Below are 22,265 nucleotides of genomic sequence, written 5' to 3'. Positions count from 1 at the left end.
AACATATCGGACAATTTAAAGAAGCCATTCCACAAAAAGAAGAAAAACTTTGACTGGTATAAAAAAGAGAGTGCTACAAATGGCAAGGATTTAGCTTCATTAAGATTGAAGATTGACACCCATTTGTGAGTCAGGAATCAAACACCTAGCAACTAAAATAACCAGCCGTCGGATATCAACCGACGGCTGGTTATTTTAGTTTATTGTTGCTTCTCATACTACGCCAAACCATTTTGAAAACAACTTCCCAGTCCACCCCCCTGTGATTATCGTTAACAGCAGAATTTAAAAGGCAGAGGGTCTGATACGATGCAAATTCAAACTTAAAGTGACATTAAAGTCACTTTTCTGTACAATATTCCTACTTTTCACTATTATTTTACTTAGGCATCTAAAAACCGCTTTGAAAGCGAAAGGGATGGAACTGTGACTGGATTAAAACAAGTACTCAGAAACAAGAATTATGTCAGGTTTTTTCTGGCAACCTTCGCCTCACAAATGGGAGGAATTATCGGGGTTACTGCATTCATGTTTTATTTATTGAAACGGTTTACAAATCAGCCATACTATGCAACGCTTGCCGAGTTAATGTATTCGCTCCCGATGCTGGTAGTATTTCTCGTGGTTGGAGTGCTGGCAGATCGGATGGATCGACAAAAAATTGCTGTTAATTGTGACTGGATCAGCGCTTTTTTATCCTTATGTTTGCTTATTTTTATTTGGGTCGATTCGATTCCTTTGATATTTGCTCTCCTCTTTATCCGTAGTGCTGCCTCCAAATTTTTCTTCCCAGCCGAAAGTGCCATTATACAGGGAATATTAAACGAAGATGATTACACTATTGCCGCAGGCCTCAATCAAATGATGGGGAGTCTTTTCATGTTATTTGGAGGAACTCTGGGGGCCGTCGTTTACTGGCACTTTGGAATTACTGGAGCCATCCTAATTGATGCAATTTCTTTTATTGTGTCTGCACTGCTTATTCGTTCCTGCAAAATTCCAAAGGAAGTACGCCTTCCGAACGGGGCACATCAATTCAAACAATTAAAATTCAAACTTGTCATGATCGATTTTAAACAAGGGTTTCTTTACATATTACGCAACAGACTATTGCTTTGGTTGGTTTCAGGCTTTTTTATGTTCGGTATTTTAAATGGTGGATTTAGCGTTTTACCGATGTTTATTCTTAAATATAAGCTAGCTCCAGGCAACTATGAGCAGTATATGGTTTGGACAGGTATTATTTTTGGAGCTGGTGTGTTGCTTGGTACCCTAATCGCGTCCCTCATCTCCGCCAAGCTAAAGCTACACCAAATGATTGCAGCGGGAGTCCTGGTAGCCGGGATGGGTATGTGCACACTTGGATTTGTTAGCCACCTCTATGCTTTTCTGATTATCAACTTTGTCATTGCACTGATACTGCCGTTCATTAACATTGGCATAGGAGGATGGCTTCCTCGTATTGTAGATCCTCAAATGATGGGACGTGTGCAAGGCTTGATTAATCCGTTAATGATGCTGTCCCAGTCTCTTACATTAGGTTTCATTGCTGTAAGCTTTCCTTCATTTATTTCAATTGAAGTCTTGTTTTTATTAGTTGGGGTCTGTACCGTTATTGTAGGAATATACTACACTATTGTGCTTCCCCGTTATGCTGATTACAGCACTTCTTCCAAGGCTCTTCAGGAATCTTTATAGGCAAATTAAAAAAGTCATACATCCGACCATTCCGCCAGCGATTGTTGAATTGCCACTTCTGCCTCCAATTCCAGTGCAGAGGTGGCTTCATACATTCGTTGCATGCAACTAGCTCGTCATAACCCAGTAGAGACAAAAACGATAGGGTATGTAATATTCAAAAAAAAACGCCCGGCAGACGCATTAGCTGCATCAGCAGGACATTTTGATTGAAATCGGAGTAGCGGGATTCGAACCCACGACCTCACCCACCCCAAGGGTGCGCGCTACCTGACTGCGCTATACCCCGATAACCAAGTGTATGTAGATCGATGCTGTTATTTACCATTATATTCTGGTCATAAAATCCTGTAAAGGGATTATTTCCTCATTCTTCCGTTGCATTTTAAGTTCTTTTCATTATGGTAGATACAAAAGTTAAGAGGTCAAAAACAGAGATCATAGGAGCTAGCCATGCAGAGCAAAAAAGTGCTTATACCCGTTGCATTACTTCTTTTAATACAGTTAAGTGTTCCTATCTGCTATACCTGTGCACAGGATAACCTTGTCATAGATCATGAAACGAAAGAGAGAATTAAAGGACAATATGGCTTGGATGAACCGGAATTTCCTTCATCAAAGCAGCAGCAAAACATATTATTGAGAGGTGATTTTGGATTTACTCCCTCTGTTGATGCTGTTGTGGTGGAATTGACCATATTGATTCGATATCCGCTCATTTCCATCAGTCAACAACTGGTACATTCACTGAAATCATAAGTTTTTTTCTATTCGATAAGTTCCATGATATGGAGCATAAGAATCATTTATTTCGTAGCAAGTTGTCTGCCACTTGGGGTCACTTCATCCTTCTTAAAAAGGTTTAATTCAATGGGTCCCCTCCCATGTAGCCACAGCAGTTCATCGAATAAAAATGTCAGTCCATCCTTAGCGCGTAAGCGTTCGATGATCTCCGTGACAACTTGCAAAACTTCCCCTTGTACACCCTCTGCCAGTTGCAAGCCTCCGCTCTCCATCTAGGTAAAGATGTGTATGATATGATTGCTCCACCTTCTTCACATGGCGCAGATACAGTATGCCATTTTCGAGGTAAAAGAAGTATTGATGGTCATAAAGAACCCCTTCGCATATCTCATATGCATGAGGTGAATCATACGGCCCCTGAACCATGGATACCCGTTCCAATCCCATTACCCATTCTGTCATACATCCTCGCTCCATTCCTTTGTTCAAAGTTTCTTATTTGCCAATATACTTTCTTCTACAGGTAGCTTTTCACACTAGGTGATTGAACGATAATTAATTGCTAATTGTAAAACGTTTTGGTACGATAAGCATATTACTACGACGTTCACAAATAACATTTCAATAAACCAAATGCACATTACAGTGTTATTTTTGTTGTTTTCAGAACACATCGAACAGTGTTTATTGTCAATACTTTGATGTTGCTTTTTAACACTATAGAATGCATTTAGCTGGAGGAAAATATGATAAAGATTCATCTTTCCCGTATTATGGGCGAAAAACGAATAAATATTGCCGAGCTTTCCCGCATGACTGGATTACATAGAAACGGAATCACCAAACTTTACAACGAAGAAACAGACGGTGTGAAATTTGATACGCTAGATAAAATCTGTAAAGCTCTAGATTGCCATGTTCAAGATGTTATCGAGTATGTAGAGGATGATACAGACTAGAACTGTTGCTAATTTTAAAACATTTTGATACTATGAAGGCATTAAATTAGTTTACTTATAATCTTGTTAACTAGATTACTTATTTACAAATATATTCCCCCTAATCTACACTTATCAGCTAGTTTACTTGATTACTTTTGGAGGAATTGTTGTGATTAGATTTTCTCTTGATAAAATTATGAAAGACCGTGGGCTCGAACAGAAAGATATTGTTTCTATTACGGGAATTAATAGGAATACGGTTAAAGCTCTGGCCTCCAACGCAAATGCCCGAATTGACTTTCCAACCTTGAATACACTTTGTAGAACCCTTGGCGTACTCCCTGGTGAACTGATCGAATACTTGCCGGAAGACGACGAAGAGAGCCGTTAACATGTTACGGCTCTATGTTTCTTGTATAATATTCAAAATACTTTTTTACCGATCTTCCCACTCAATTAGATTCGATCATCGTTAACCCCTTCATAATTAGCGATTTCAAATAAACTCTTCCCATGTATGATAAATATCAAATAATGCATTAGGGTCACGTTGTCCTTTTAAAATTGAGTACATTTTATTCGTTACGATCATGATCACATCCATATCTTTTTCCTTAGTTAAACCAGTGATAACAGGACGATTTACGCTAATATAAGACTTTGGTTTAAAGACAACTCCCCAGTTCAACCCACTGTGATTACTTTTTACAACCTCTCCTAGATAAATGGCAATATCCAGTGTAAAAGCTTGAGACTTTGTGTCGAGTTTTTTTTCATATATGTAGCTCTTCAACCCTTCTTCGGTTTCTGAATGCTCCTCATCTAATTCTGAAGCACTTTTACTTTGAATCTGTATATTCCCTAGATACCATTCCCAAATATCTATGAGCGAACGATCAGTGTAATCCAGATGTATCTGTGAAAATGCGCCAAGTTGCTCTAAACGCGAAGGTATTTGCTGTTTAAACCAATTAAAATGTTTTTTAGCTTCGTTTTTACTCATTTCAGAGTATTCTTTCATGTCAAAAGGTGGTTGCATTAATTTATATTCCATTTCAAAAATCCCTTCTTGCTTAGCTATCTTAATTCGAAGAAAAATTCACGGTAACACCACCTGATACTAAGATCGTTAGAAGATCCGTAAAATATTGCTGTGGTGAAAATCCATAACATCTCTCTTCTTGATCCCATTCTTCCTCGAATCTTTCCAAGAAATAATGTGCGTTTTCCCAATGGATCGTGAACGGTCCTACTGTCCCAAAACCTCCACAGAGACAGTCCGATATACTGTCCAAGCTAAATCCATAGTACCCTCCGGGGCCATTAATCGCTTCACCAAGTGCTATAAAAAATGTTATAAAATCAGATATGTATTCGCCGTCTAAGGTGTAGACTTCTCCTCGTTTATCCTGTCTGGCAAAATGATTAGATGCAGAATGTATTCTAGTCACGTTTAGCCACCCAGACCGTTCTTCTTTAGAAAAGCCTTGCCATATATTATTTTCAAGCGACTGAGCGCCCTTTAAAAACTCCCATAATCTTAATTCCACAGGGGAGGGCTTCGTTTCAAGTATACCTGTTAACTCCAGATTGAAGTTTCCTTTATTGTGGTTTAGTTTATGGATTATGTAGGATTCAGGTAGGTGATAATGATAGCTTCCAATCACTGTTTCTTCATCATTTAAAATAGCAATGTACAAGTTGTATACAGATTGTTTTGTCTTTGTTATGTTTTCTATGAATTCTTCGTTAAATACAAATTGCTCAAAAATGACCTTTTCATATGTTTCGACAATGATATCACCCGTTAAACCAACCACATCTCTACAATAGCCAACTGTGAGCCCAATTTCATCGTCAATGACAGCAAATCTATATTTCATATCATATCTCCTCACAATAATTTTAAGGAATGTAGAATTTAGCATTTCGGAATAGAGCAATAATCAATTATTTTGAAGCCGATAAGGATTGAGATCCTCTGGCTTTTTAATTTTTTTCAGATCTTCAGTAGGTAAATAGAAGTAAACGTCCTTATCTTTGGGCTCAAACGTTAACGAAGCATCATACTTCTTTTCAACAATCCACTGCTTTATTTCCAACATCTCTTGAAGATAACGAGTGGCTGAAAAGTTACCTTTAATATAAATTGAAGCTTCTGAGGAGAGTTTTTGACTAACCTTAGAATAGCTTGGAACCTCGTCATGGTAGGTTAAAGCATCCCGCCCCATATGAGAAACATTTATGATGACTTCTGCATCTGATCCTGTAACTTGCTTTACTTTTTGGGCCACTGCCGTCTTTAGCTCATCCCTCCAGACGGAAGATGCATAATTATCTATTATCTGCCCGTTAAAGTCTTCTACAATAAAAGAGGTCCCAGATTTAGACGTTACATTAGCCGAAAAATTATCTCTTTTAAAATCATAATCAACTGAATCAATTTTCCAGTTCATAGTGTACGTTTTATGTAGGTAGTCAGTAACATTGCTCCGAAATTGGACTCTTTTTATCGGACTTCCTGTTGTAATTGATACAACTGTATATGCAATTACAATAATGATCACGAATAAAACAGCTTTTTTCACCACTCTATTAAACCCTCCTGTTATAAATACATTGTCGGCAATCTGAGTAGAAGCAATAATTCTACTCAGATTGCCGATTTATTTAGTAATATATTTCTTACTTATGGAGATCACTGTTTAAAGATCAATGGCCCCTGGTAAATCTGTTCTTCCTAATAATATATTAATTCGATACATATTAAATTGAGCAAAGTTCATTTTACTATTTAACCAACCCATACGTGAGTATGAATCATAAGAATCATGCAATTGTTTATTGTAATCACTTATTGTAAAAGCATCGTTATAAAAAGTGCTTTTAAATTCCTTGGCAGCATTATTTGGAATTTGGTCTCCAGTTGTCTCATCACTCCAAATACCATCAAAAAATCTGGATGCACTAGTTCCATTGTACAACTTACCTAGTGAAAGTATTTGTACTGTCATATCAAGACAACTTGATCCTATAAACGCATAATCATTGTTCTTACCATTTTTTAAATGAGTGTTTTCCAAATTAACAGCTTTCTTTGAACTTTCATTAAAATCTCCTTTTATATATGTTGATGTTGTATAACCAGCCTTATCAAATCCAGGCAGCTTTTTTTCGTTTCCCCATTTATTTAAATTTTCCAAGCTTTTTAAAGCTTTAGAATCTTTGATCTGCTCATACTGTACATTTTTATTTCCCCAATAAAAATAAGACCAAATTTTATTCTTATCTTGAATTAATGCCGAAGTATGCCCAAATCCAACTGCAAGTTCAGGATTTGTAATAATAATCGCATCATGCCCATTTGGGTCAACATAGCTCAACGGATTATTTTTCACATACGTATACAAATTCAAACTCAATGTATCATTAATTTCCCCATCGTACGTATCTTCATTAATAAACCTTCCACTATCAGGATCATACCATCTGGCACGTAGGTATTGCAGTTCTGTTGTATCATCCCACAGTTCGCCAGAGTAACGGAATGGATTATGGACTTTTTCTTCCTTGACCTCTTCATTGCCCCAGATATCATACTGATATTGATTCAGCAAGGCTCCAGATGAATCTCTTATTTCAATAATATCTCCGTGACCATTATAGACTGGATAGGCTTTGGTTTGATCCGCATAGGCTATAGCCTCTAATTTCAGACCGCGAATATAATTGGCTTTTAAAACAGGCTTTCCATTTTCAATCGTAGCCTCTGCTATGATTTGGGCACTGTTTCCATCGTAGTAGTATCGGGTATGAGCGCCATCCTGTATACGGTCTGTCAGTAACCCATCCCCGTTGTATTGGTACTCTACGAGCTTTCCATTGACCTTGACTTGAGTCAATCGGTTCTGATCGTCGAAGCGATTCTCACGCGGCTTCGTATGAGGAGCTCTCTCCGTTTCCATCGTAAGACGATTCCCTCTAGCATCATACGAATAAGCATCCTGATTTTCGGTGGAGGTAGCAATCCGATTCAGCTTGTCATACGTAAATGAATCCTCTACACCATTTTGAGTACGTTTCGTAATATTTTTACCAGGATCGTAGCTATATTGAAAGCTGTTCGTTTCCACATCAGATCGTGTGTGCTTTAATTCAACTAACTCAATCCCATTATATTTGTTTTGCTGGCGATAACCATTTGCAGATACTGTTGAATCCAGCAATCCATTCTTGGTGTAAGAATATTCCGAAACAGGCTTATCTTTTGTGCTGCCTACGGTCTTCAATCTGTTCAATTGATCATACGTGTAGTTTACTTGCTCGCCAAATGGTCCTGTCATTTCAGCTCGATTCCCATTAGCATCATACTGATTGGAGAGCTTTAGACCATCCGGGTAAGACAAGGTATCTAATTGCTCCGTATACGGATCATACGCATAGGATGTTGTACCCGTCTGATCTGTCATACTTAGGCGTTTGCCCGCAGCATCATATACGTAGCTGACCGTCTCATCTTTTCCTACACGCGACTTCAAGCGATTACGGCTGTCATATTCAAATGAAGTGACGTTCCCATTGCGGTCTGTTTTCTTGGATAAGTTCCCGTTGGTATCAAAATAACGCTTCTCTACCTGGTTTTTCTCATCCTTGGTTTGAATCACTCTACCCAATTCATCATACGCCTTCACCTTGGCATGACCATCCGGATATGTGATCTGAGTGAGATTCCCCAGCATATCATAAGTGTACTTCGTCGTTTCACCGTTTGGCTCCGTCACAGATGTTTGGTCACCCAAGGCATTATATGAAAATTGAGTCTCATTACCATTGACATCGGTTTGTTTTAAAATCTGATCGTTTACAGCATCATACTCTACTTTGGAAGTTATTTTCTCAATACCGTCCATTGCTGATTTTTCCTTGTTTTGCACCAGACGATTCCATTTATCGTAAATTTGAATTTGTTCATTAAGCTCGCCATCTCGTTGAGTTACTTGACGAAGAGCATCATTATACTCGACTACTGCTTGTGATCCGTCCGCGTAGGCTGTTGACGTTGTACGGCTCCAAGCGTCATAGCCATAACGTGTCAGGTGCCCAAGCGCATCTTCACTGGATACTAATCTGCCATTAGCGTCATAAGCTGATTTGGACTTAATCACGTAATCGTTACCTTCATACAGCCCTGACTCGATATTCCAACCCAAAGCATTGTAACGTGTTTTTGTTCGTATCCCCAGCTCATTCGTAACCGTTACGGTGTTCTCAAGATCATCGTAGGCAACACGGATACTTTTACCGTCCGGATAGGTTACAGCCTTTACGCGATCAAGAGCATCGTATTGATACCCAGTTTTCTGACCTTTCCCATCCAGCGAGGAAGTTATTAAACCAGTTGACTTATCATACTCTGACTGAATGGTTACAATAGATTTTTCTCCATCAATATTTGTAACCCCTACAGTTTGTTGCGTAGGAAAAGCATAATCGTAGGCTGGGCTGTAATCCGTTGTTGTGGTCACGGACTTGTTACCATTTGCAATCGTCTGAATCTTTGTATTTCCGTAAGCATCGTAAACTGCGTAATTTACTTTTTGTAGTAATTCTCCCCCGGAATGATCCTTGTAGACGCTGACCTGCGTTACTTTCCCCTGTGGATTTCGAATGTACTCTGTAACTCCAGTGCTGTTGGAATCAATCGGTTCCGTAACTGTTTTAATCCTATGCTTGTCGTCATACGTGTACGCAGTTTGTGAACCTTTTTCATCCACTGAGCTTGTCATATTGCCGTAATCATCATACTCAACGGCCGTTGTCAAAACGTCTCCATTTTGATTATTGCTGGACGAAGTGCGGGTTGGAACAGGTACCGTATAGGCTTTGCCTGTCACCTGCTTGCCGTATTGATAAGCTGTACTCTTTTCAGAATCTCCTGCTTTTACCACAGATTGATCCAGATAATACTGTGGTGGCGTGTCTGCACTAATAAACTTTTTAGTATAATTGAAGGTCGAGCGAACTAATCCATTGTCAGTTACAGTAGAGAACGAATTATCTTTCACATAGCTCTCAGCCATATCAGAATTATAATGAATCGTTTCCTGATTATAGTTTTCCGTTCGATTATTTTGATATGTGATTTGATCTACACGTGAGACCGCTCTATATGCCTCGTTTACCGAATTGGAGCCAATATAGCGTTTTACTGGCTGGTCTTCGTAAGTATACAAAGTAGAGGCTCCTGTAGGATGAAAGACTTTGGTTAACAAAGCGTACGGATTAGAGATTTGTCTTTCTGGATGTGACGCACTCAAATTAAACTTGGCCGGTGCTAGTGTATAGGAATATGTCGTTTTTCTGCCTTCGGCATCTGTCACTGAATCCAGTAATTCAACACCTTGTTCTGTATGTTTATGATAGACAACTGTGCGGTTTCCTTTAGACAAAGTAACGTCTGTAGCCGTATATTGAATATCAATCGAGTCGCCGATTGCATCTTCTACCTTACTAAGCAATTTACGTTTATAAGTAGCATTGAGTTCATAATTGAACTTTATCGTGTTATGATATGCATCTTCAATTTGTAGCAACTGCCCGTCTTTGGAGAAATATTGTTTTTTCGTTCCATCAACAGAAGTTAATACATAGGCTGAATTTTCTCCATTAACTGTTACTGAAGTATCAGGAGTAAAGGTGAGTCCTTTCCAGTCGTAACCTTTGAGCTGGTCACCCTCAATTTCATAGCTGCCACCATCCCCCAAGTGTATGTACTGCTTGCCCTCCTTGGTTTCTACATAAGGTAAATTCCATGACCACCCCTTGCCAAGAGGGCTCAATTGATCTTCCATGGCAGGATAGGTACGGTTTTGAAAAATAAATGAAGGTTGATAGGCTACAATCTCAGCAAAAACGGTAGCATCCGCATCTGCTGCGATATAATATTTATTCCCATCATCACTCGGAATTTCAGTCTGAGGATTACTGTTAATTAAGTCCCTATAAAGCTCAGCCTCAGCAATCGTTGTGAACAGGGCTGTCTGCCGACGAACAGCCGTTTCGAGCCCCTCTGAAACAATCGTTTCAATTTGCGGTGAGCCCTCCATGGTAAAGGCCGTTCTTGTCCTTCCGCCTTTTCCGTTGCTAGTCCACTCGCTATAACCAATATCGCTGGTATAACCTGGCTTAGTAACGGTTCCGCTGTAATCTTGCCTCCATTCTCGGGTATCATACCCTGGTTTTGAAACAGATCCTTTGTAATATTTAGTGCCTGATACATAGCATATAGAATTTGCTCTAGAACTATCATAACTTGGACAAGTCGAAGAATAATAAGTATTGTAGGCATAAAGTGTCCCACTAAATCCATTAGCAGAAGAGTAAGACATTGAATTACCACAATTTGTAATACTACTACCAGAATAATACCCTTGTGAGTTGTAAGATCCCATACCAAAAAAACTACACGAATCAACTGCACCCATAGAAACAGGCTGAGATTCGCTCCCAGAAATAACATAAGGTGAACCACTTTGAGAAAGAGTCCCTTTAAATCCATGATGATCATATTTTATGGAACTAACAAAATCATTTCTGGATTTACTTCTTCTATAATCTGTTTCTGTTCTGGATTCCGAAGGTGTAGTATAGGTTATTTTTTGCCCCGCTGCTTGACTAGCAGCTTCATAGGTTGTGTATGTGCCTATAACTTTTGTTTCCGGCTGAAGATTATAGGTATTCACATCAACATTCCCATCACCGTCTGTGTCCTCTTGCACCCATCTTTTTTGCTGATAGGCTACCTTGTACGACTTGGTAACAGGTTTCATCATCGCCTTAAAGTAGACATAGTAATTTTGCACAGCAGCACTGTTATCAACAATTTCAGCGCCTTTGTCAAAAAATTGAGCACGATTAGTATCATATTGACGCGTCAAAGAAAAACCCAGTCCGTTTCGTCCAGGCAGCGTTAAATCTGTATTTTGCAGCGATAAGCTGCCTGATAGAGTGGATATCGATTCTTTATCATCGCCAACAGAATAAGGAGCCTCATTAAATGAAGATTTATTGTAAACAGGCGCTTCCTCTCTAATAGGTGGAAGCTGCGGCACATTCGCCATGAGACTTTGTTTGAGGAAATCCGTCTGATATACATCTTCGGTGACTTTGTTCGCAGGATTCGTAGGATCAGGATTAACTGTTGGATAAACATCATCTGTAACACTATGAGAAATCAGGTTATCTAGTGGAGCATCCGATAGCTTATTATATACGTCACTTGTTACAGTCTGTGATTGGTTTTCCTCTGAAGGAAATAACAAAGCTACTGCCTGATCGTAGCTTATATGATCCTGTTCAGCCATATATAACGCTGTATAAATTTGATTTAATGAATAACCTTTCTTTAATTGTTCCGAAAGAAAAGATGATGTGACTCCAAATCGGGCAGCCATTTGATCCGCCGAATATTGCGAATTGTCCTTCCCTGCACCGAATACATTTGGAGGAACAAGGCCGCTAATTGTGCCAAAAATAAATGTAATAATCATGATTATCGCTATATGACGTCTTACTGTTCTAAATCGCAAGTTCTTCTCTCCATTCCCGACTTTAAATTAAATTACTCATTTATTTGGAGCTGCTCACTTTTATAATCTGTATCAGGTTACCATTAGAGTCATATTGATATTGGAAAACAACCTGACCATCCTGTTCAATATGCTCAAGCCTTCCATTAGCGTCATAAATATATTTACATTTTCTGGATAAGCCACTTTTGACACTATTGCTAAACTCCGAATAGTTTCCAGCCGCATCCTTGGCTTTTAATGCGAACATATATATCTTTTGAGGTTCTAATGAGTCTACATGAAAGGTTAAATCCTTAGTAGTGCCTATCATTTGACCATTACGATAAACATCGTAGCCAACGACCCCAACATCATCGGTAGATGCTTCCCATGTTAAAACAATGCTATTCGGCGTAGGTCTGGAGCCTGCTAATTTCTTAGGTTTGGAAGGACTTGTTATATCCTTAGGCAAATCATCAATAGCTGGTATATGATCTAATCGGTCGTTAAGCTGTTGTTTGTCTGCATCATTGAGATTTATTACTAGAGCTCGGGCCATATTAATCTCAGTTTGTAATTTTGAAGCTTCTGCTTTTTCAACTGCCTGCGTAGCTGTCGTTAGCTGTTCAGCATAGGCAGCTTTTGCATCAATGATTTTCTGTAATGCTACTACCCTTTCAACAAGCTTGCCCTTGTCCGGATCACGAAGTTTGTTTATTAACTCTACAGCTGCATTTACATCATTTTGTAATTGGGTTGTCTCGGCTTGCACTACCGTTGCTGTAGCTTTGGCCAATTGTTCTATATATTTGGTATCCAAAACTTTTACAACAAAATTCTGCGTTATAGACTTACCTAATGGGTCTGTAGCTATTACCGTTATTGTGGATTCTCCCGAGCTTTGGGGTTGCAAATTCAGTATTGAGGTACTTCCCTTTGAGTCCTTGACCAATTGATGGGTGACTACGGCTGAGTTGGAATTCGTACACGAATATTGAAGTTGCTGATGGTCAGGGTCTGTAAAATATTCGGATACATCTTTAATTAAGACTCCCTCATCCATTTCAATCGTGGTAGCTGGAATGCTCTTAACCAGTACTGGCGCTCTATTAATCAAATTCAGGACCGATTCCGTGACTTGCGAAATATTTCCGGCACTATCTGTTGCGCGTGCCTGTATGCGCGTTCCATACTCATTGACATCAATGGGAGAGTTATACACCTTCCATTCGCTTTGATTGACACGGTATTCCCTTGTCGCTGCATCAGTAGGATAGTTGATTGTCACTCTGATATTATTTGCTACTTCATTCGGAGGGCTATTACTAAATGACGGTGGGGCAGGTGGTGTTTTATCAATGTTGCTAATCACCAATGAATTCACAGTGCTGAGGTTTCCGTATTTATCTGTACAACGAGCAAAAATAGTAGTGTTTTCAGACACCTGAAATGGATTACTATATGGAGTCCACGTACCATTCACACCGATTTTATACTCGCTTTTAGAATTGGCAGGCACTCCATCCAATTGGATAAGAACATTTTGATTCGTCATCCCTGTAATATTGGAACTTATGTGTGGACTGGCTGGAGTGGTTAAGACAATTCCTGAGTATGTAAAAGTTCCTGAGGATTTGGATCCATTCCACTCATTTATATAAAAGTAATTTACCGTTATAGCATTGGAAGATACCGAGACATTGTAAAATTTAACCGATAATGCAGCCCCAAGATTTTTGGAATAAACGACTACATTGTTTCGAATGAAATTGATATAAGGGGAACTTGCCTGCACATGTACAATCGAACCATCCGACAACGTTACAGTTTCATGTGTAGACGATGGTTCTGAAGGCGTTGGCTTTTCTTCAGGAGGCCCAATTGATCCTCCTCTGTCTGGTGGTGGATACAGATCTGGTATTCCACCCGTAAATGCTGCTGACACTACTGCTTGAGGAAACACAGCTACGCTCCACGGAGATAAAAAAACAAATAAGCAAAGCATGATTAAAAAGAATTGTTTAGCATTCTTTCCTTTCCCTCGCTGCCTCATTTCGTTTAAAAAAAATTTCATTTTTAAAATCATCCTCCTGCATATAGTGGTAATGCCTAGTTAGAAGAATACTGAAATTAAAAATAATTTATAATTCAATCATATTTGGCCCTCTTTCAGAAAAATGTATTTTGATTTACATATGATAACAATGTCGTATTAAATTTGTATATAGCGAAGATTGTCGAAATAAAGGAAAATATATAAATATTTTTAAATTGCCATAAATTATGTTTAAAACAATAACATCCTTTTTTAAACATTATATGAATTTGAATATCCAGTATACTTTTAGAATCCTCCCACTCATTGATTTAAAATAAACAAAATGTTATATTGTCTATAAAATAATCATCATTTAATTGAGGTGTTTGCTAAAATGGATCATTCCGAACTGTTCTGGAATGCTGGTATCGAAGAACTGAAGCGTGGATATATTCGCCAAGGAGAGCAGGTAATTTGCCTGTTGGACGGACAGCGATATGAGCAAGGCATTATATATCAGGATCAAGGGGTATTTTATGATGCCGAGAGGTACATGCGCCTTCATATTGAGCGGACGTATGGTTCAGTCTTTGACTATTTGATCGGCCTGGACAAAAAGTTAACCGGACTGACAGATCATCAGAATCGATTGCTCCAATTATTTTATCAAGGCATGGGCGATGCGGATATTCAAAAGGAAACCGGAATCGGTAGCGCATCCACCATACGCAATCATCGCTTTGGTCTCAAAGAAAAAGAACGGCAAGCCAAGGTATTTCTCACATTAATGGAGCTGCTAAAGGAGAAAGACCGTCACGCTCCCACCATTGTAGAAGTACCCATAGGAGCACGGATGGTGGACGAACGCTACAACATTACGGAAGACGAAAGGCAAAAAGTACTCACGAAGTATTTTCCGAATGGGACAGACGGACGCCTAAAGACCTTTAAAATGCAAGAAAAGCACAAGCTGATTGTGCTGCGTGAAATTTCGGGCCGTTTTGTGAAGGGACAAATATATCATGAGAAGGATATCAATGCGATTTTACAGGAAGTGTATGACGATTATGTCACGGTGCGAAGATATATGATTGAATATAGTCTATTGGATCGCAAGCCGGATGGCAGTGAATATTGGTTGAAGGAATCTTGAATCTCAACGTTTATACAATAGGAGGATTCGACAATGAATCGAAGAAAAGAACTGGTGCAGCAGTACATGGAGATTAAAACGGAAGCAGGAATCTATTGCATTCGCAATACACGTAATGGGAAAATTTTCGTCTCTTCCACACCGAATTTAAAGTCGCTGAATGGACGGCGTTTTGAGCTGAACATGGGTGGATTTAAGAACAAACAACTACAACAGGAATGGAATGAATACGGCGAAGATTCGTTTGAATTTGAAGTGCTGGACGTTTTGAAGAAAAAGGACTCCGTGTTCTTTGATGTCAAAGATGCACTAGCAAAGCTGGAGCAGACCTGGCTTGATCGACTCCAGCCTTACGGGGACAAAGGGTATTTGTAAACTTACCGATCCACAGGATGCTCTTCCCGAAGGTATCCAAAAATAACAGCGTCGACAAATTGACCTTTTTCATAAAAATAGTCTCTTAGGTGACCTTCTTTAGTAAAGCCACTTTTGAGCAGCAGCCATTTGGAGCCTTCGTTATCTGGATCAATGAAGGCTTCTATACGGTGAACATGCGGCAAACGAAAGCCATAATCCACGACCACCTTCATCGCCTCTGTCATCAAACCTTGCCGCCAATATTCCGGTGCCAGCTCATAGCCGATTTCAATACGGGAGTGCTTCTTCTGCCAGTTATGAAATCCAATTGTACCCACGATCCGCTCAGGAGCTTCTTTTAACGTAATCCCCCAACGAAAGCCCTCTTGCTTCTCATATCTGGTTAGCATCGAACGAATAAATTTTTCGGCTTGCTCTACCTCTGTAAAGCTTTCCAAGTCATAATATTGTGTGACCTCATCCTTGGAGAAATAGCCGAACACATCCTCCGCATCCCCAACTGTAAGCTGTCTTAAACGAAGCCTGTCGGTTTCTAAAATCGGAAACGTTTCCATTGATATTATCCATCTCCTCCTTTACATCGAAGAACCTACCTTATCAGCCACCAGCCAATCCCAACCATCACTCCATTTATGAAGAATAATACAATACATGCTCTCCACTTGTTGCTTTCACTTGTTTGAAAAAAAACAGTCACTTTACTACGACACATGAACAACGTAAACAACAAATTCCAAATAATACGCATACCATATTTTACGTAGTATAGAGCAGGGTTTAGCTGTACACCGCCCAACGTTGGAGGGACATCCGGAATAAACAGAATTGCACACGTATAACGCATGGTCTCATATGTAAAATAAAATACTGCGAGCCACCAAGCCCACTTCTTACCAAATAACATGCCGACACCGGCAGTCGTCCCTGCCAAACCGAGTAACGCGATAAACCCTTGAAACATCCCCCTACAAATGCCTACAAACGTAGAAGCCTCATTTAATGCATTAAGCGTCAATAACTGGGTCACCAATAGAAGTGCTCCATTAAAGATCAATAAAATGGCTGAAATGCTTACACCTAAAGGTCGTTCGAAAACCACGTTCGTTACATAATCTTCTACTTCTTTTTTCGTATACAGATCTGACACTTCTTCTACTCTCCTAACCCAAATTATATATATCCATTTTCGGGCGGGTATAATAACAGTATGTTCTCGCCTCATTCCCATATATCGGCTTTTAGGAAAATATGGTTTAATCTTTCCTGAAAATTCCGTTATCCGTAGGCTAATCATTATTATTTAGTGCAGCCATGCTGCTAATGATCATCCTATAATGGTGTCAAATTATCATCATGAGAATCTCTATCATTAACTGAATCCCAAATAGAGTAATATCTATCCTTATACTACCATTCCAAGAATGAATCTGACAAATGAATGGACTACTACTCGCGCTTATGAATGAATACGCGTTATTTTCGTGGCCCTGTAACCTTCAGATGACTGGATATACTCTACTTGATAACCCATTCGAGCATCCAAAAGCTCTTCCATAAATGGAAGGCACGGACTGTAAATAAAACTCCCTCCTGGCCGAATGGCTCTAAGCAATTCCATATATTTGCGAGCGTACTCATGAATATTACCATCTGCCTTCAGATGATGATGTATAAAATGATTGGAGAATGCCATATGTGAAATGATCGTCCCCCATGCACTTTCTCCAAAGGTGGTCTCTAACCAATCTCCTCGAGTGATACAACCTTCTGTTTCAGCCAACCGATCTGTTCCGTAAGCCTCAATTCCACAGGCACGTAAATAAGTAACCAACCGCGCCTCAGATCCGCAACCAACATCTAGAACAGGCTCTTGCACACGAGCAATGTCCAATCCTAGCAGATTGGCTTGCAGCTCCGGCGTATATTCCTCACAAGGTATCCAAAAGGTATACTCACACTCTGCATACTTAGCAAACATTTCACGTCCATTGGTACGAATTAAAAAATCCCTCAAATGCCCGTAATGCTGCTGGAGCAGCAAGTCCAGGGTTGCTCTATCTATAAATTTCTTCTGGAACAGTTTTTCAATCCGAGTAAAGAGTCGATCATACAGCTCCGTAAGCTCCCTCGCATGATCTGTGTGAAAATGTAGATACTGATTGGTATTTACAAACTGGGACAGTATTTTAGCCGCTACATCCTTCACAAAAGCGTTATACATATGCTGGCGCTTCATGCTTTGAAGCATGAGAATCAGTTCTGAGCTTCTCTGCGTCAGCCAGTACGTCATTTCTGATGAAGGTCCTAACAGAACAGAACCCTCGCGCATATAAAATAAACTCCGATGCTGATTGTACAGGAGTTGACCGTTAATAAGATTATGAAGTTGAGCGACTGCCATTCTCGCTTCCTCCTTAAGATCCAGAACATTAAAGCCCTACCCAAGCCTAAACAATGTTATCTTTGGGTAGGGCCAGCTTATTTACTAAGTATACCATGGCTATGGAAATCGTGTTTTATTGCGAATCCTCCGTCTGTACATAAGAGGATAAAGGAATATTCAGCTCACGGATCCCCTGGGCTACCAGGCGAGCTATTTGCTCCGCACCGTATTCCTGAAAATGTGTATCATCCTTCACTCCATCAGGAAATGCAGGATACACCCCTGGCTCCAAGTGTAAAAATAACGGGAGTGTTCCTTCCAGACCAAGTGTATCATAGTACGCTACACTCAAGCGGCTAAGATCGACCAGCGCAACATCTGTCTCCGATGCTGTTTCCTTCATGGCCTGCACATATTCCGGGAAACTAATCCGAAACGAGGCACTTGCCGCATCATAATCCCGGCGGCCAACAGGAGTAATTAGCACAGGTGTTGCACCGCGTTGGATGGCTCCTTGGATGTAGGTTTTTAAGTAAACTTTGTAATCCGCGGGTGAAACATAACGCTCTTGGTTGTTGATCGCGGCATCATTATGCCCAAACTGTATGAGCAGATAATCTCCTGGACGGATATTGCGTAAAATATCATCTAACCGCCCTTGTACCAGAAAGGTTTTCGTGCTTCGTCCACCAATAGAACGGTTCACAAAAATAGGCTCATCAGTGAAGAACGGAGCAATCTTTTGCCCCCAGCCCGCCTGAGGCTTCATCGCGGATTTATAGGTTTGAACCGTAGAATCTCCCGCAAGGTATACCGAAGGGTGTTCTCCAGCCGTTCGAGCATCCTTTGGAGTAATAACCAAAGCGTTAATCTTCGCTTCATTACCTGAGAAATACAATTCGAGCTGACCATCGATGAGTGCAAGTTCAAATCCAGCCTCGACAAATTGTCCTGCTGTTTTGGCAGTAGGTTCTACCTTGACGATGGACTCGGCTTTAACCGTGATGTCTGTGTTTCCGGCAGTATCTCCGGCAATGAGGGAAAGCGTGTAATCCGCAGGTGGTAAATTGACAACAAATGTTGATCCTTGAACACGAACAAAATCTGAGCGTATAGCATCACTTCCACCACGATCCTCTTCATTCACTTTGGAAAGATCGGTAAATCCATAGCCTCGCTCAGGAGTGTAAGCATCCTTGGCAGTGACTTGGGTGTAGCCGTCAGCTACGTTCCCAGGGCCAAAGTCAAATCGAAGAGGCGCCGCAAGCTGTCTTTCGGCCAGTGCCTGCCCTGGGATAAGTATGGTTGCAAACAACAAGCTGAACCCTGCGCATAATCCAATCATCTTACCGAACAACCTGTGACGCTTTCCCTTTTGTTTCAAGCGCAACCCTCGCTTTTCAGGTTATTTGAGTGGTTTGTCATTGTCTATACGTGTATTGATCCCCGCCAGCTTTTGACAGCCTTGGTCCAGCGCCCAGGATACCACAATGCCAACTGTGTACCTGATCAGATCCGCGGTCAGGAACCCTTTCCCAAGCACCAAGCCGCCCAGCGTCGTTGCCCGAATATGGTTAATCCAGGGAGCCTGGTACATCTGGCTGAACTCAATGGCGAAGCAAAACAGTAAGCTGCCCCACAGGGCTACAGACAATTGACGATTCACCCACAACATTCTCAGCCCAAAATAAATCATGCACGCCCACAAGGCATCCCCAAAGTGATCAGCAACGAATTCAGGCAACCGGGAGGAGTAAACCCGGCTTCCCAAACCCAACAAAATCGTGACCAGCACAGCAATTAGGTACGCAGCGCGAGCCTTCCAGCGGAATTCCGCCTTTATTTCCCGATTGGCCTTCCTGATGACGCTCTTACGAACGCTCCTCATGCTAAATCACCTGTCCTAATGCTAGGACATCTCCGCCAAGCTACTGGAAATTCGTAAAGCATCCTCTCTTGGATAGCGCTTGCAAGATTGCTTTTGCTGATGTCATATTGTATGCACACCAGCTTGTCTGTATTTTTCATAATATAATTAATCATAATAAGCCTCCGTAATATCGTACAAACGTATCAGCAACTTCCAAACTGTTCGTGTGAGGATACTAAAATTCAATACCACGCACCTTGGCAAAAACCATTTGGTGTACCATGCTTCCCTCTTCATCATACTCGACGTTTCTTAAAATCCCCTCCAGTGTAAAACCTGCACGTTCCGCTACCTTGGCGCTGCGCGTGTTTCTGGAATCACAACGAATCTCCACCCGATTGGCATGCAAATGCTGTATGGCAAAATCCGTAATACCGTGCACGGCCTCTGTTATAATGCCTTTTCCGGTCCATGATGTTCTGAGCCAATACCCAATTTCAAATCTTCGTGCATCCCAATCAATACGATGCAGACCGCTGCTGGCTACAAATTCTCCCGAAACCGTATCAAATATATACAACATCATATCAGACCGATCCAGAAATTTAAGTCTGGCTTGGCGTGAACGGATTTCAGATTCCTCTGCCGTAGGAAGATTTCTTGCAAACGGAAGCCAAGGCCGCAGTTCATTCGTACTCTCTCGTATCGCCTCATTGACTGCCGCCCCATCCCCCCATTGCGGAGCGCGTATGGTCAATCGTGCCGTCTGGAATTGGTCAGGGAACGATAAGAGAATGGGATTCGGTTGCTGCTCCATACTCATGATGCCCCCTCCTCCTTATTCGTTGAATAACTGCGACGATCCAGCCAACCTGTGATTTCACGCAAACTCCCAATCTGATAGTCCGGTACAATGCCCGTTTCCTGCCACGTCATAAAGCCTTCGAGCCAGATGGTATGCAATCCTGCACTTTGTGCACCACGAATATCATTTGTCGGGTGATCGCCTACATAACAGGCATGGCCGGAATCGACAATGTCCAGCTCATTCAGAGCCAACTCGAAAATTCGAGGATTAGGCTTCTGGATGTTGACGCCGCCCGATACGATAATAGAATCCACATAGTCCCTCAGCATAACTCGGTCGATTTTCGCTTGCTGTGTACGGAGTGAGCCGTTGGTAATAATACCAAGCTTCAAGCCACGCGACCGCAGTTCGGACAGCACTTCCTTGGCCCCGTCCATCAACACCGTAAACTTATGAAATTCACCATACCAAAAGCCCAGCATCTCTTCTACTGACGTATCGGGATTTTTCAGTTCCAAGTCTGCATGCAGCTCGGTATACAGTTCCCTCTTATCCCGGTACCCGTCCTGATCCGCCAAACGTATCCGTTCAACGACAGCCGCGCGGCTCGCCGGTTCTTCTGCCACAATAAATCGTTCTATAAAGCGCTCTGTATATGCCGCAAACGCCTGTTTACGATGAATAAGAGTATTATCCAGATCAAAAATAATCGCTTCTATGGACATAAATAGCTCCCTTCCTTCATCCTCTTGCACCGATTAGGTTGAAACAAATTGAATAATTCCTATTAGAAATAAAAGAAAAAAAATAGACAAGAAAATAATGATCATGTACTTCAAGATTCTCTTGGAGGTCGACTTTTGTTCCAGTTGTGTCTCGATCTGAGTCAACCTTTCTTTGATTTCTTCCAAATCCTGCTCCACCTTCACATCATGCTCCCCTTCCTTCGTTTCGACTTATTCATCTTCCGGACACTCACTCACACAAGTTGCTCCAAAAACGCACTTTTTTTACGGCATTAAAATCAATTTGTTCATAAGGCTTTTCCCCAAATTCCAGCTTGAAATACTCCTGCAAACATTCCCCATACACGATAATATCCGTTTGATACACTGAAAATACCGGATTTCCTTCTTCACATGGCTGCTCTGGGATATATCGATGTCCGTTGATCGGGATTAGCTTGGGCACACGTAAAAACTCACGTTTACATATATCAACGGCTTCCGCCGAATCTGTCGGTTTTTCGCCCCATTCGGGAGGCCAGAATATATGCTGCTCTACATCAAAAATCATACCTTCCAGCGGCCAATCCAACCTTTGCCGAATTACACCCATCCGCTGTGGTGATGTATCTCTCCAAGGGATAAAGCCTTTACCGATGGGAAGAACACTCATCAGAAGCTCCCTCAAATCGGGCGGGAAGTGAATATCATACCTGCCTTCGACGTCGGCAACCTCTTGCATGGATAATCCTGGAGCTAAGGTCACATCGTGTTTACGTAATAAATCTATGATATAAGCGATATCCATCTTTTATCGACTCCTCAGCAGCTAGCTAGTTGACCGGATTGGTCAAGAGGCCTACCAGGCTTGTAACTTCAACTTCACCAACACGGCGGGCCTTCCATAAAATATCCCCTTAGGTCTTTTCCAAAAATATGTACTTCTTTCTAGTGTAA

At 40.9% G+C, this 22,265-nt stretch carries 19 protein-coding genes, 1 tRNA gene and 1 pseudogene; 6 read left to right on the top strand and 15 right to left on the bottom strand.

Going from position 1 to position 22,265, the window contains the following annotated elements:
- The first annotated feature begins 426 nt into the window (after window positions 1-426).
- Window positions 427-1,698 carry an MFS transporter gene (locus tag KAI37_RS06970; protein WP_071640034.1) on the top strand — a complete coding sequence of 424 codons (1,272 nt, stop codon included), beginning with the start codon at window positions 427-429 and terminating at the stop codon, window positions 1,696-1,698.
- A gap of 215 nt (window positions 1,699-1,913) precedes the next feature.
- Here the strand turns inward: KAI37_RS06970 and KAI37_RS06965 are convergent.
- A tRNA-Pro gene (locus KAI37_RS06965) sits at window positions 1,914-1,987 on the bottom strand.
- A gap of 164 nt (window positions 1,988-2,151) precedes the next feature.
- Between KAI37_RS06965 and KAI37_RS06960 the strand changes: the two genes are divergently transcribed.
- Window positions 2,152-2,457: a hypothetical protein gene (locus tag KAI37_RS06960; protein ID WP_071640033.1), complete on the top strand. Its 306-nt coding sequence runs from the start codon at window positions 2,152-2,154 to the stop codon at window positions 2,455-2,457.
- A gap of 47 nt (window positions 2,458-2,504) precedes the next feature.
- Here KAI37_RS06960 and KAI37_RS06955 read toward each other — a convergent pair.
- Window positions 2,505-2,904 (bottom strand): annotated as a pseudogene (locus KAI37_RS06955) (hypothetical protein).
- Between the two features lie 284 nt (window positions 2,905-3,188).
- Between KAI37_RS06955 and KAI37_RS06950 the strand changes: the two are divergent.
- Window positions 3,189-3,401 (top strand): helix-turn-helix domain-containing protein, encoded by a 213-nt coding sequence (locus tag KAI37_RS06950; RefSeq protein WP_023987741.1) that lies wholly within the window; start codon window positions 3,189-3,191, stop codon window positions 3,399-3,401.
- A 151-nt stretch (window positions 3,402-3,552) separates the two neighbouring features.
- A complete protein-coding gene (locus KAI37_RS06945; protein ID WP_010349271.1) occupies window positions 3,553-3,774 on the top strand; it encodes a helix-turn-helix domain-containing protein in 222 nt (73 codons plus the stop codon).
- Between the two features lie 105 nt (window positions 3,775-3,879).
- On the opposite strand, the gene KAI37_RS06940 is transcribed toward KAI37_RS06945, so the two are convergent.
- From KAI37_RS06940 to KAI37_RS06920, 5 genes are all read right to left on the bottom strand, one after another.
- On the bottom strand, window positions 3,880-4,437 hold the full coding sequence (locus tag KAI37_RS06940; RefSeq protein WP_071640032.1) for a hypothetical protein: 558 nt from the start codon (window positions 4,435-4,437) through the stop codon (window positions 3,880-3,882).
- 28 nt (window positions 4,438-4,465) lie between these two features.
- Window positions 4,466-5,266: a barstar family protein gene (locus KAI37_RS06935; RefSeq protein WP_071640031.1), complete on the bottom strand. Its 801-nt coding sequence runs from the start codon at window positions 5,264-5,266 to the stop codon at window positions 4,466-4,468.
- 63 nt (window positions 5,267-5,329) lie between these two features.
- Entirely contained in the window at window positions 5,330-5,974 is a 645-nt protein-coding gene (locus tag KAI37_RS06930) for a YfjL-like protein (protein ID WP_071640030.1), read from the bottom strand.
- A gap of 114 nt (window positions 5,975-6,088) precedes the next feature.
- Window positions 6,089-11,932: an RHS repeat-associated core domain-containing protein gene (locus KAI37_RS06925; RefSeq protein ID WP_481856614.1), complete on the bottom strand. Its 5,844-nt coding sequence runs from the start codon at window positions 11,930-11,932 to the stop codon at window positions 6,089-6,091.
- A 79-nt stretch (window positions 11,933-12,011) separates the two neighbouring features.
- On the bottom strand, window positions 12,012-14,027 hold the full coding sequence (locus KAI37_RS06920; protein ID WP_220030969.1) for a fibronectin type III domain-containing protein: 2,016 nt from the start codon (window positions 14,025-14,027) through the stop codon (window positions 12,012-12,014).
- A 358-nt stretch (window positions 14,028-14,385) separates the two neighbouring features.
- Between KAI37_RS06920 and KAI37_RS06915 the strand changes: the two genes are divergently transcribed.
- Both KAI37_RS06915 and KAI37_RS06910 read left to right on the top strand, forming a co-directional pair.
- Window positions 14,386-15,144, top strand: a complete 759-nt coding sequence (locus tag KAI37_RS06915) for a DUF2087 domain-containing protein (RefSeq protein ID WP_220030968.1) — start codon at window positions 14,386-14,388, stop codon at window positions 15,142-15,144.
- 33 nt (window positions 15,145-15,177) lie between these two features.
- Complete coding sequence (locus KAI37_RS06910) at window positions 15,178-15,519, top strand: GIY-YIG nuclease family protein (protein ID WP_104495054.1); 342 nt, start codon at window positions 15,178-15,180, stop codon at window positions 15,517-15,519.
- A 2-nt stretch (window positions 15,520-15,521) separates the two neighbouring features.
- Here the strand turns inward: KAI37_RS06910 and KAI37_RS06905 are convergent, their stop codons facing one another.
- The 8 genes from KAI37_RS06905 to KAI37_RS06870 form a co-directional block, all read right to left on the bottom strand.
- Window positions 15,522-16,082 carry a GNAT family N-acetyltransferase gene (locus KAI37_RS06905; protein WP_220031447.1) on the bottom strand — a complete coding sequence of 187 codons (561 nt, stop codon included), beginning with the start codon at window positions 16,080-16,082 and terminating at the stop codon, window positions 15,522-15,524.
- 29 nt (window positions 16,083-16,111) lie between these two features.
- A complete protein-coding gene (locus KAI37_RS06900; protein ID WP_220030967.1) occupies window positions 16,112-16,669 on the bottom strand; it encodes a hypothetical protein in 558 nt (185 codons plus the stop codon).
- Window positions 16,670-16,978: 309 nt separating this feature from the next.
- Window positions 16,979-17,923 (bottom strand): class I SAM-dependent methyltransferase, encoded by a 945-nt coding sequence (locus KAI37_RS06895; RefSeq protein WP_076293765.1) that lies wholly within the window; start codon window positions 17,921-17,923, stop codon window positions 16,979-16,981.
- Window positions 17,924-18,038: 115 nt separating this feature from the next.
- Complete coding sequence (locus KAI37_RS06890; RefSeq protein WP_076293766.1) at window positions 18,039-19,250, bottom strand: rhamnogalacturonan acetylesterase; 1,212 nt, start codon at window positions 19,248-19,250, stop codon at window positions 18,039-18,041.
- Between the two features lie 60 nt (window positions 19,251-19,310).
- The gene (locus KAI37_RS06885) at window positions 19,311-19,793 is read right to left on the bottom strand and encodes a ribosomal maturation YjgA family protein (protein WP_104495044.1); all 483 of its coding nucleotides are present in this window, start codon (window positions 19,791-19,793) and stop codon (window positions 19,311-19,313) included.
- Between the two features lie 217 nt (window positions 19,794-20,010).
- A complete protein-coding gene (locus KAI37_RS06880) occupies window positions 20,011-20,598 on the bottom strand; it encodes a GNAT family N-acetyltransferase (protein ID WP_220030966.1) in 588 nt (195 codons plus the stop codon).
- Window positions 20,595-21,308: an HAD family hydrolase gene (locus KAI37_RS06875; RefSeq protein ID WP_220030965.1), complete on the bottom strand. Its 714-nt coding sequence runs from the start codon at window positions 21,306-21,308 to the stop codon at window positions 20,595-20,597. Before KAI37_RS06875 ends, KAI37_RS06880 begins: the two co-directional genes overlap by 4 nt.
- Window positions 21,309-21,558: 250 nt before the next feature.
- A complete protein-coding gene (locus KAI37_RS06870; RefSeq protein WP_220030964.1) occupies window positions 21,559-22,116 on the bottom strand; it encodes an SMI1/KNR4 family protein in 558 nt (185 codons plus the stop codon).
- Between the last annotated feature and the right edge of the window lie 149 nt (window positions 22,117-22,265).

The sequence above is a fragment of the Paenibacillus sp. S25 genome (genome assembly GCF_019454085.1).
In the GTDB taxonomy this organism is placed as follows: domain Bacteria; phylum Bacillota; class Bacilli; order Paenibacillales; family Paenibacillaceae; genus Paenibacillus; species Paenibacillus polymyxa_B.
Note: the sequence above shows the minus strand (reverse complement) of the source record. Positions and strands in the feature narration are given on the sequence as shown.

Excerpts from the sequence above, each read along its gene's own strand:
- KAI37_RS06910 (WP_104495054.1), top strand. The coding sequence starts at position 15,178 with ATGAATCGAAGAAAAGAACTGGTGCAGCAGTACATGGAGATTAAAACG.
- KAI37_RS06960 (WP_071640033.1), top strand. The coding sequence starts at position 2,152 with ATGCAGAGCAAAAAAGTGCTTATACCCGTTGCATTACTTCTTTTAATA.
- KAI37_RS06940 (WP_071640032.1), bottom strand. The coding sequence starts at position 4,437 with ATGGAATATAAATTAATGCAACCACCTTTTGACATGAAAGAATACTCT.
- KAI37_RS06915 (WP_220030968.1), top strand. The coding sequence starts at position 14,386 with ATGGATCATTCCGAACTGTTCTGGAATGCTGGTATCGAAGAACTGAAG.
- KAI37_RS06925 (WP_481856614.1), bottom strand. The coding sequence starts at position 11,932 with ATGATTATTACATTTATTTTTGGCACAATTAGCGGCCTTGTTCCTCCA.
- KAI37_RS06920 (WP_220030969.1), bottom strand. The coding sequence starts at position 14,027 with ATGAAATTTTTTTTAAACGAAATGAGGCAGCGAGGGAAAGGAAAGAAT.
- KAI37_RS06880 (WP_220030966.1), bottom strand. The coding sequence starts at position 20,598 with ATGAGTATGGAGCAGCAACCGAATCCCATTCTCTTATCGTTCCCTGAC.
- KAI37_RS06885 (WP_104495044.1), bottom strand. The coding sequence starts at position 19,793 with ATGAGGAGCGTTCGTAAGAGCGTCATCAGGAAGGCCAATCGGGAAATA.
- KAI37_RS06935 (WP_071640031.1), bottom strand. The coding sequence starts at position 5,266 with ATGAAATATAGATTTGCTGTCATTGACGATGAAATTGGGCTCACAGTT.
- KAI37_RS06890 (WP_076293766.1), bottom strand. The coding sequence starts at position 19,250 with ATGATTGGATTATGCGCAGGGTTCAGCTTGTTGTTTGCAACCATACTT.
- KAI37_RS06950 (WP_023987741.1), top strand. The coding sequence starts at position 3,189 with ATGATAAAGATTCATCTTTCCCGTATTATGGGCGAAAAACGAATAAAT.
- KAI37_RS06895 (WP_076293765.1), bottom strand. The coding sequence starts at position 17,923 with ATGGCAGTCGCTCAACTTCATAATCTTATTAACGGTCAACTCCTGTAC.
- KAI37_RS06875 (WP_220030965.1), bottom strand. The coding sequence starts at position 21,308 with ATGTCCATAGAAGCGATTATTTTTGATCTGGATAATACTCTTATTCAT.
- KAI37_RS06870 (WP_220030964.1), bottom strand. The coding sequence starts at position 22,116 with ATGGATATCGCTTATATCATAGATTTATTACGTAAACACGATGTGACC.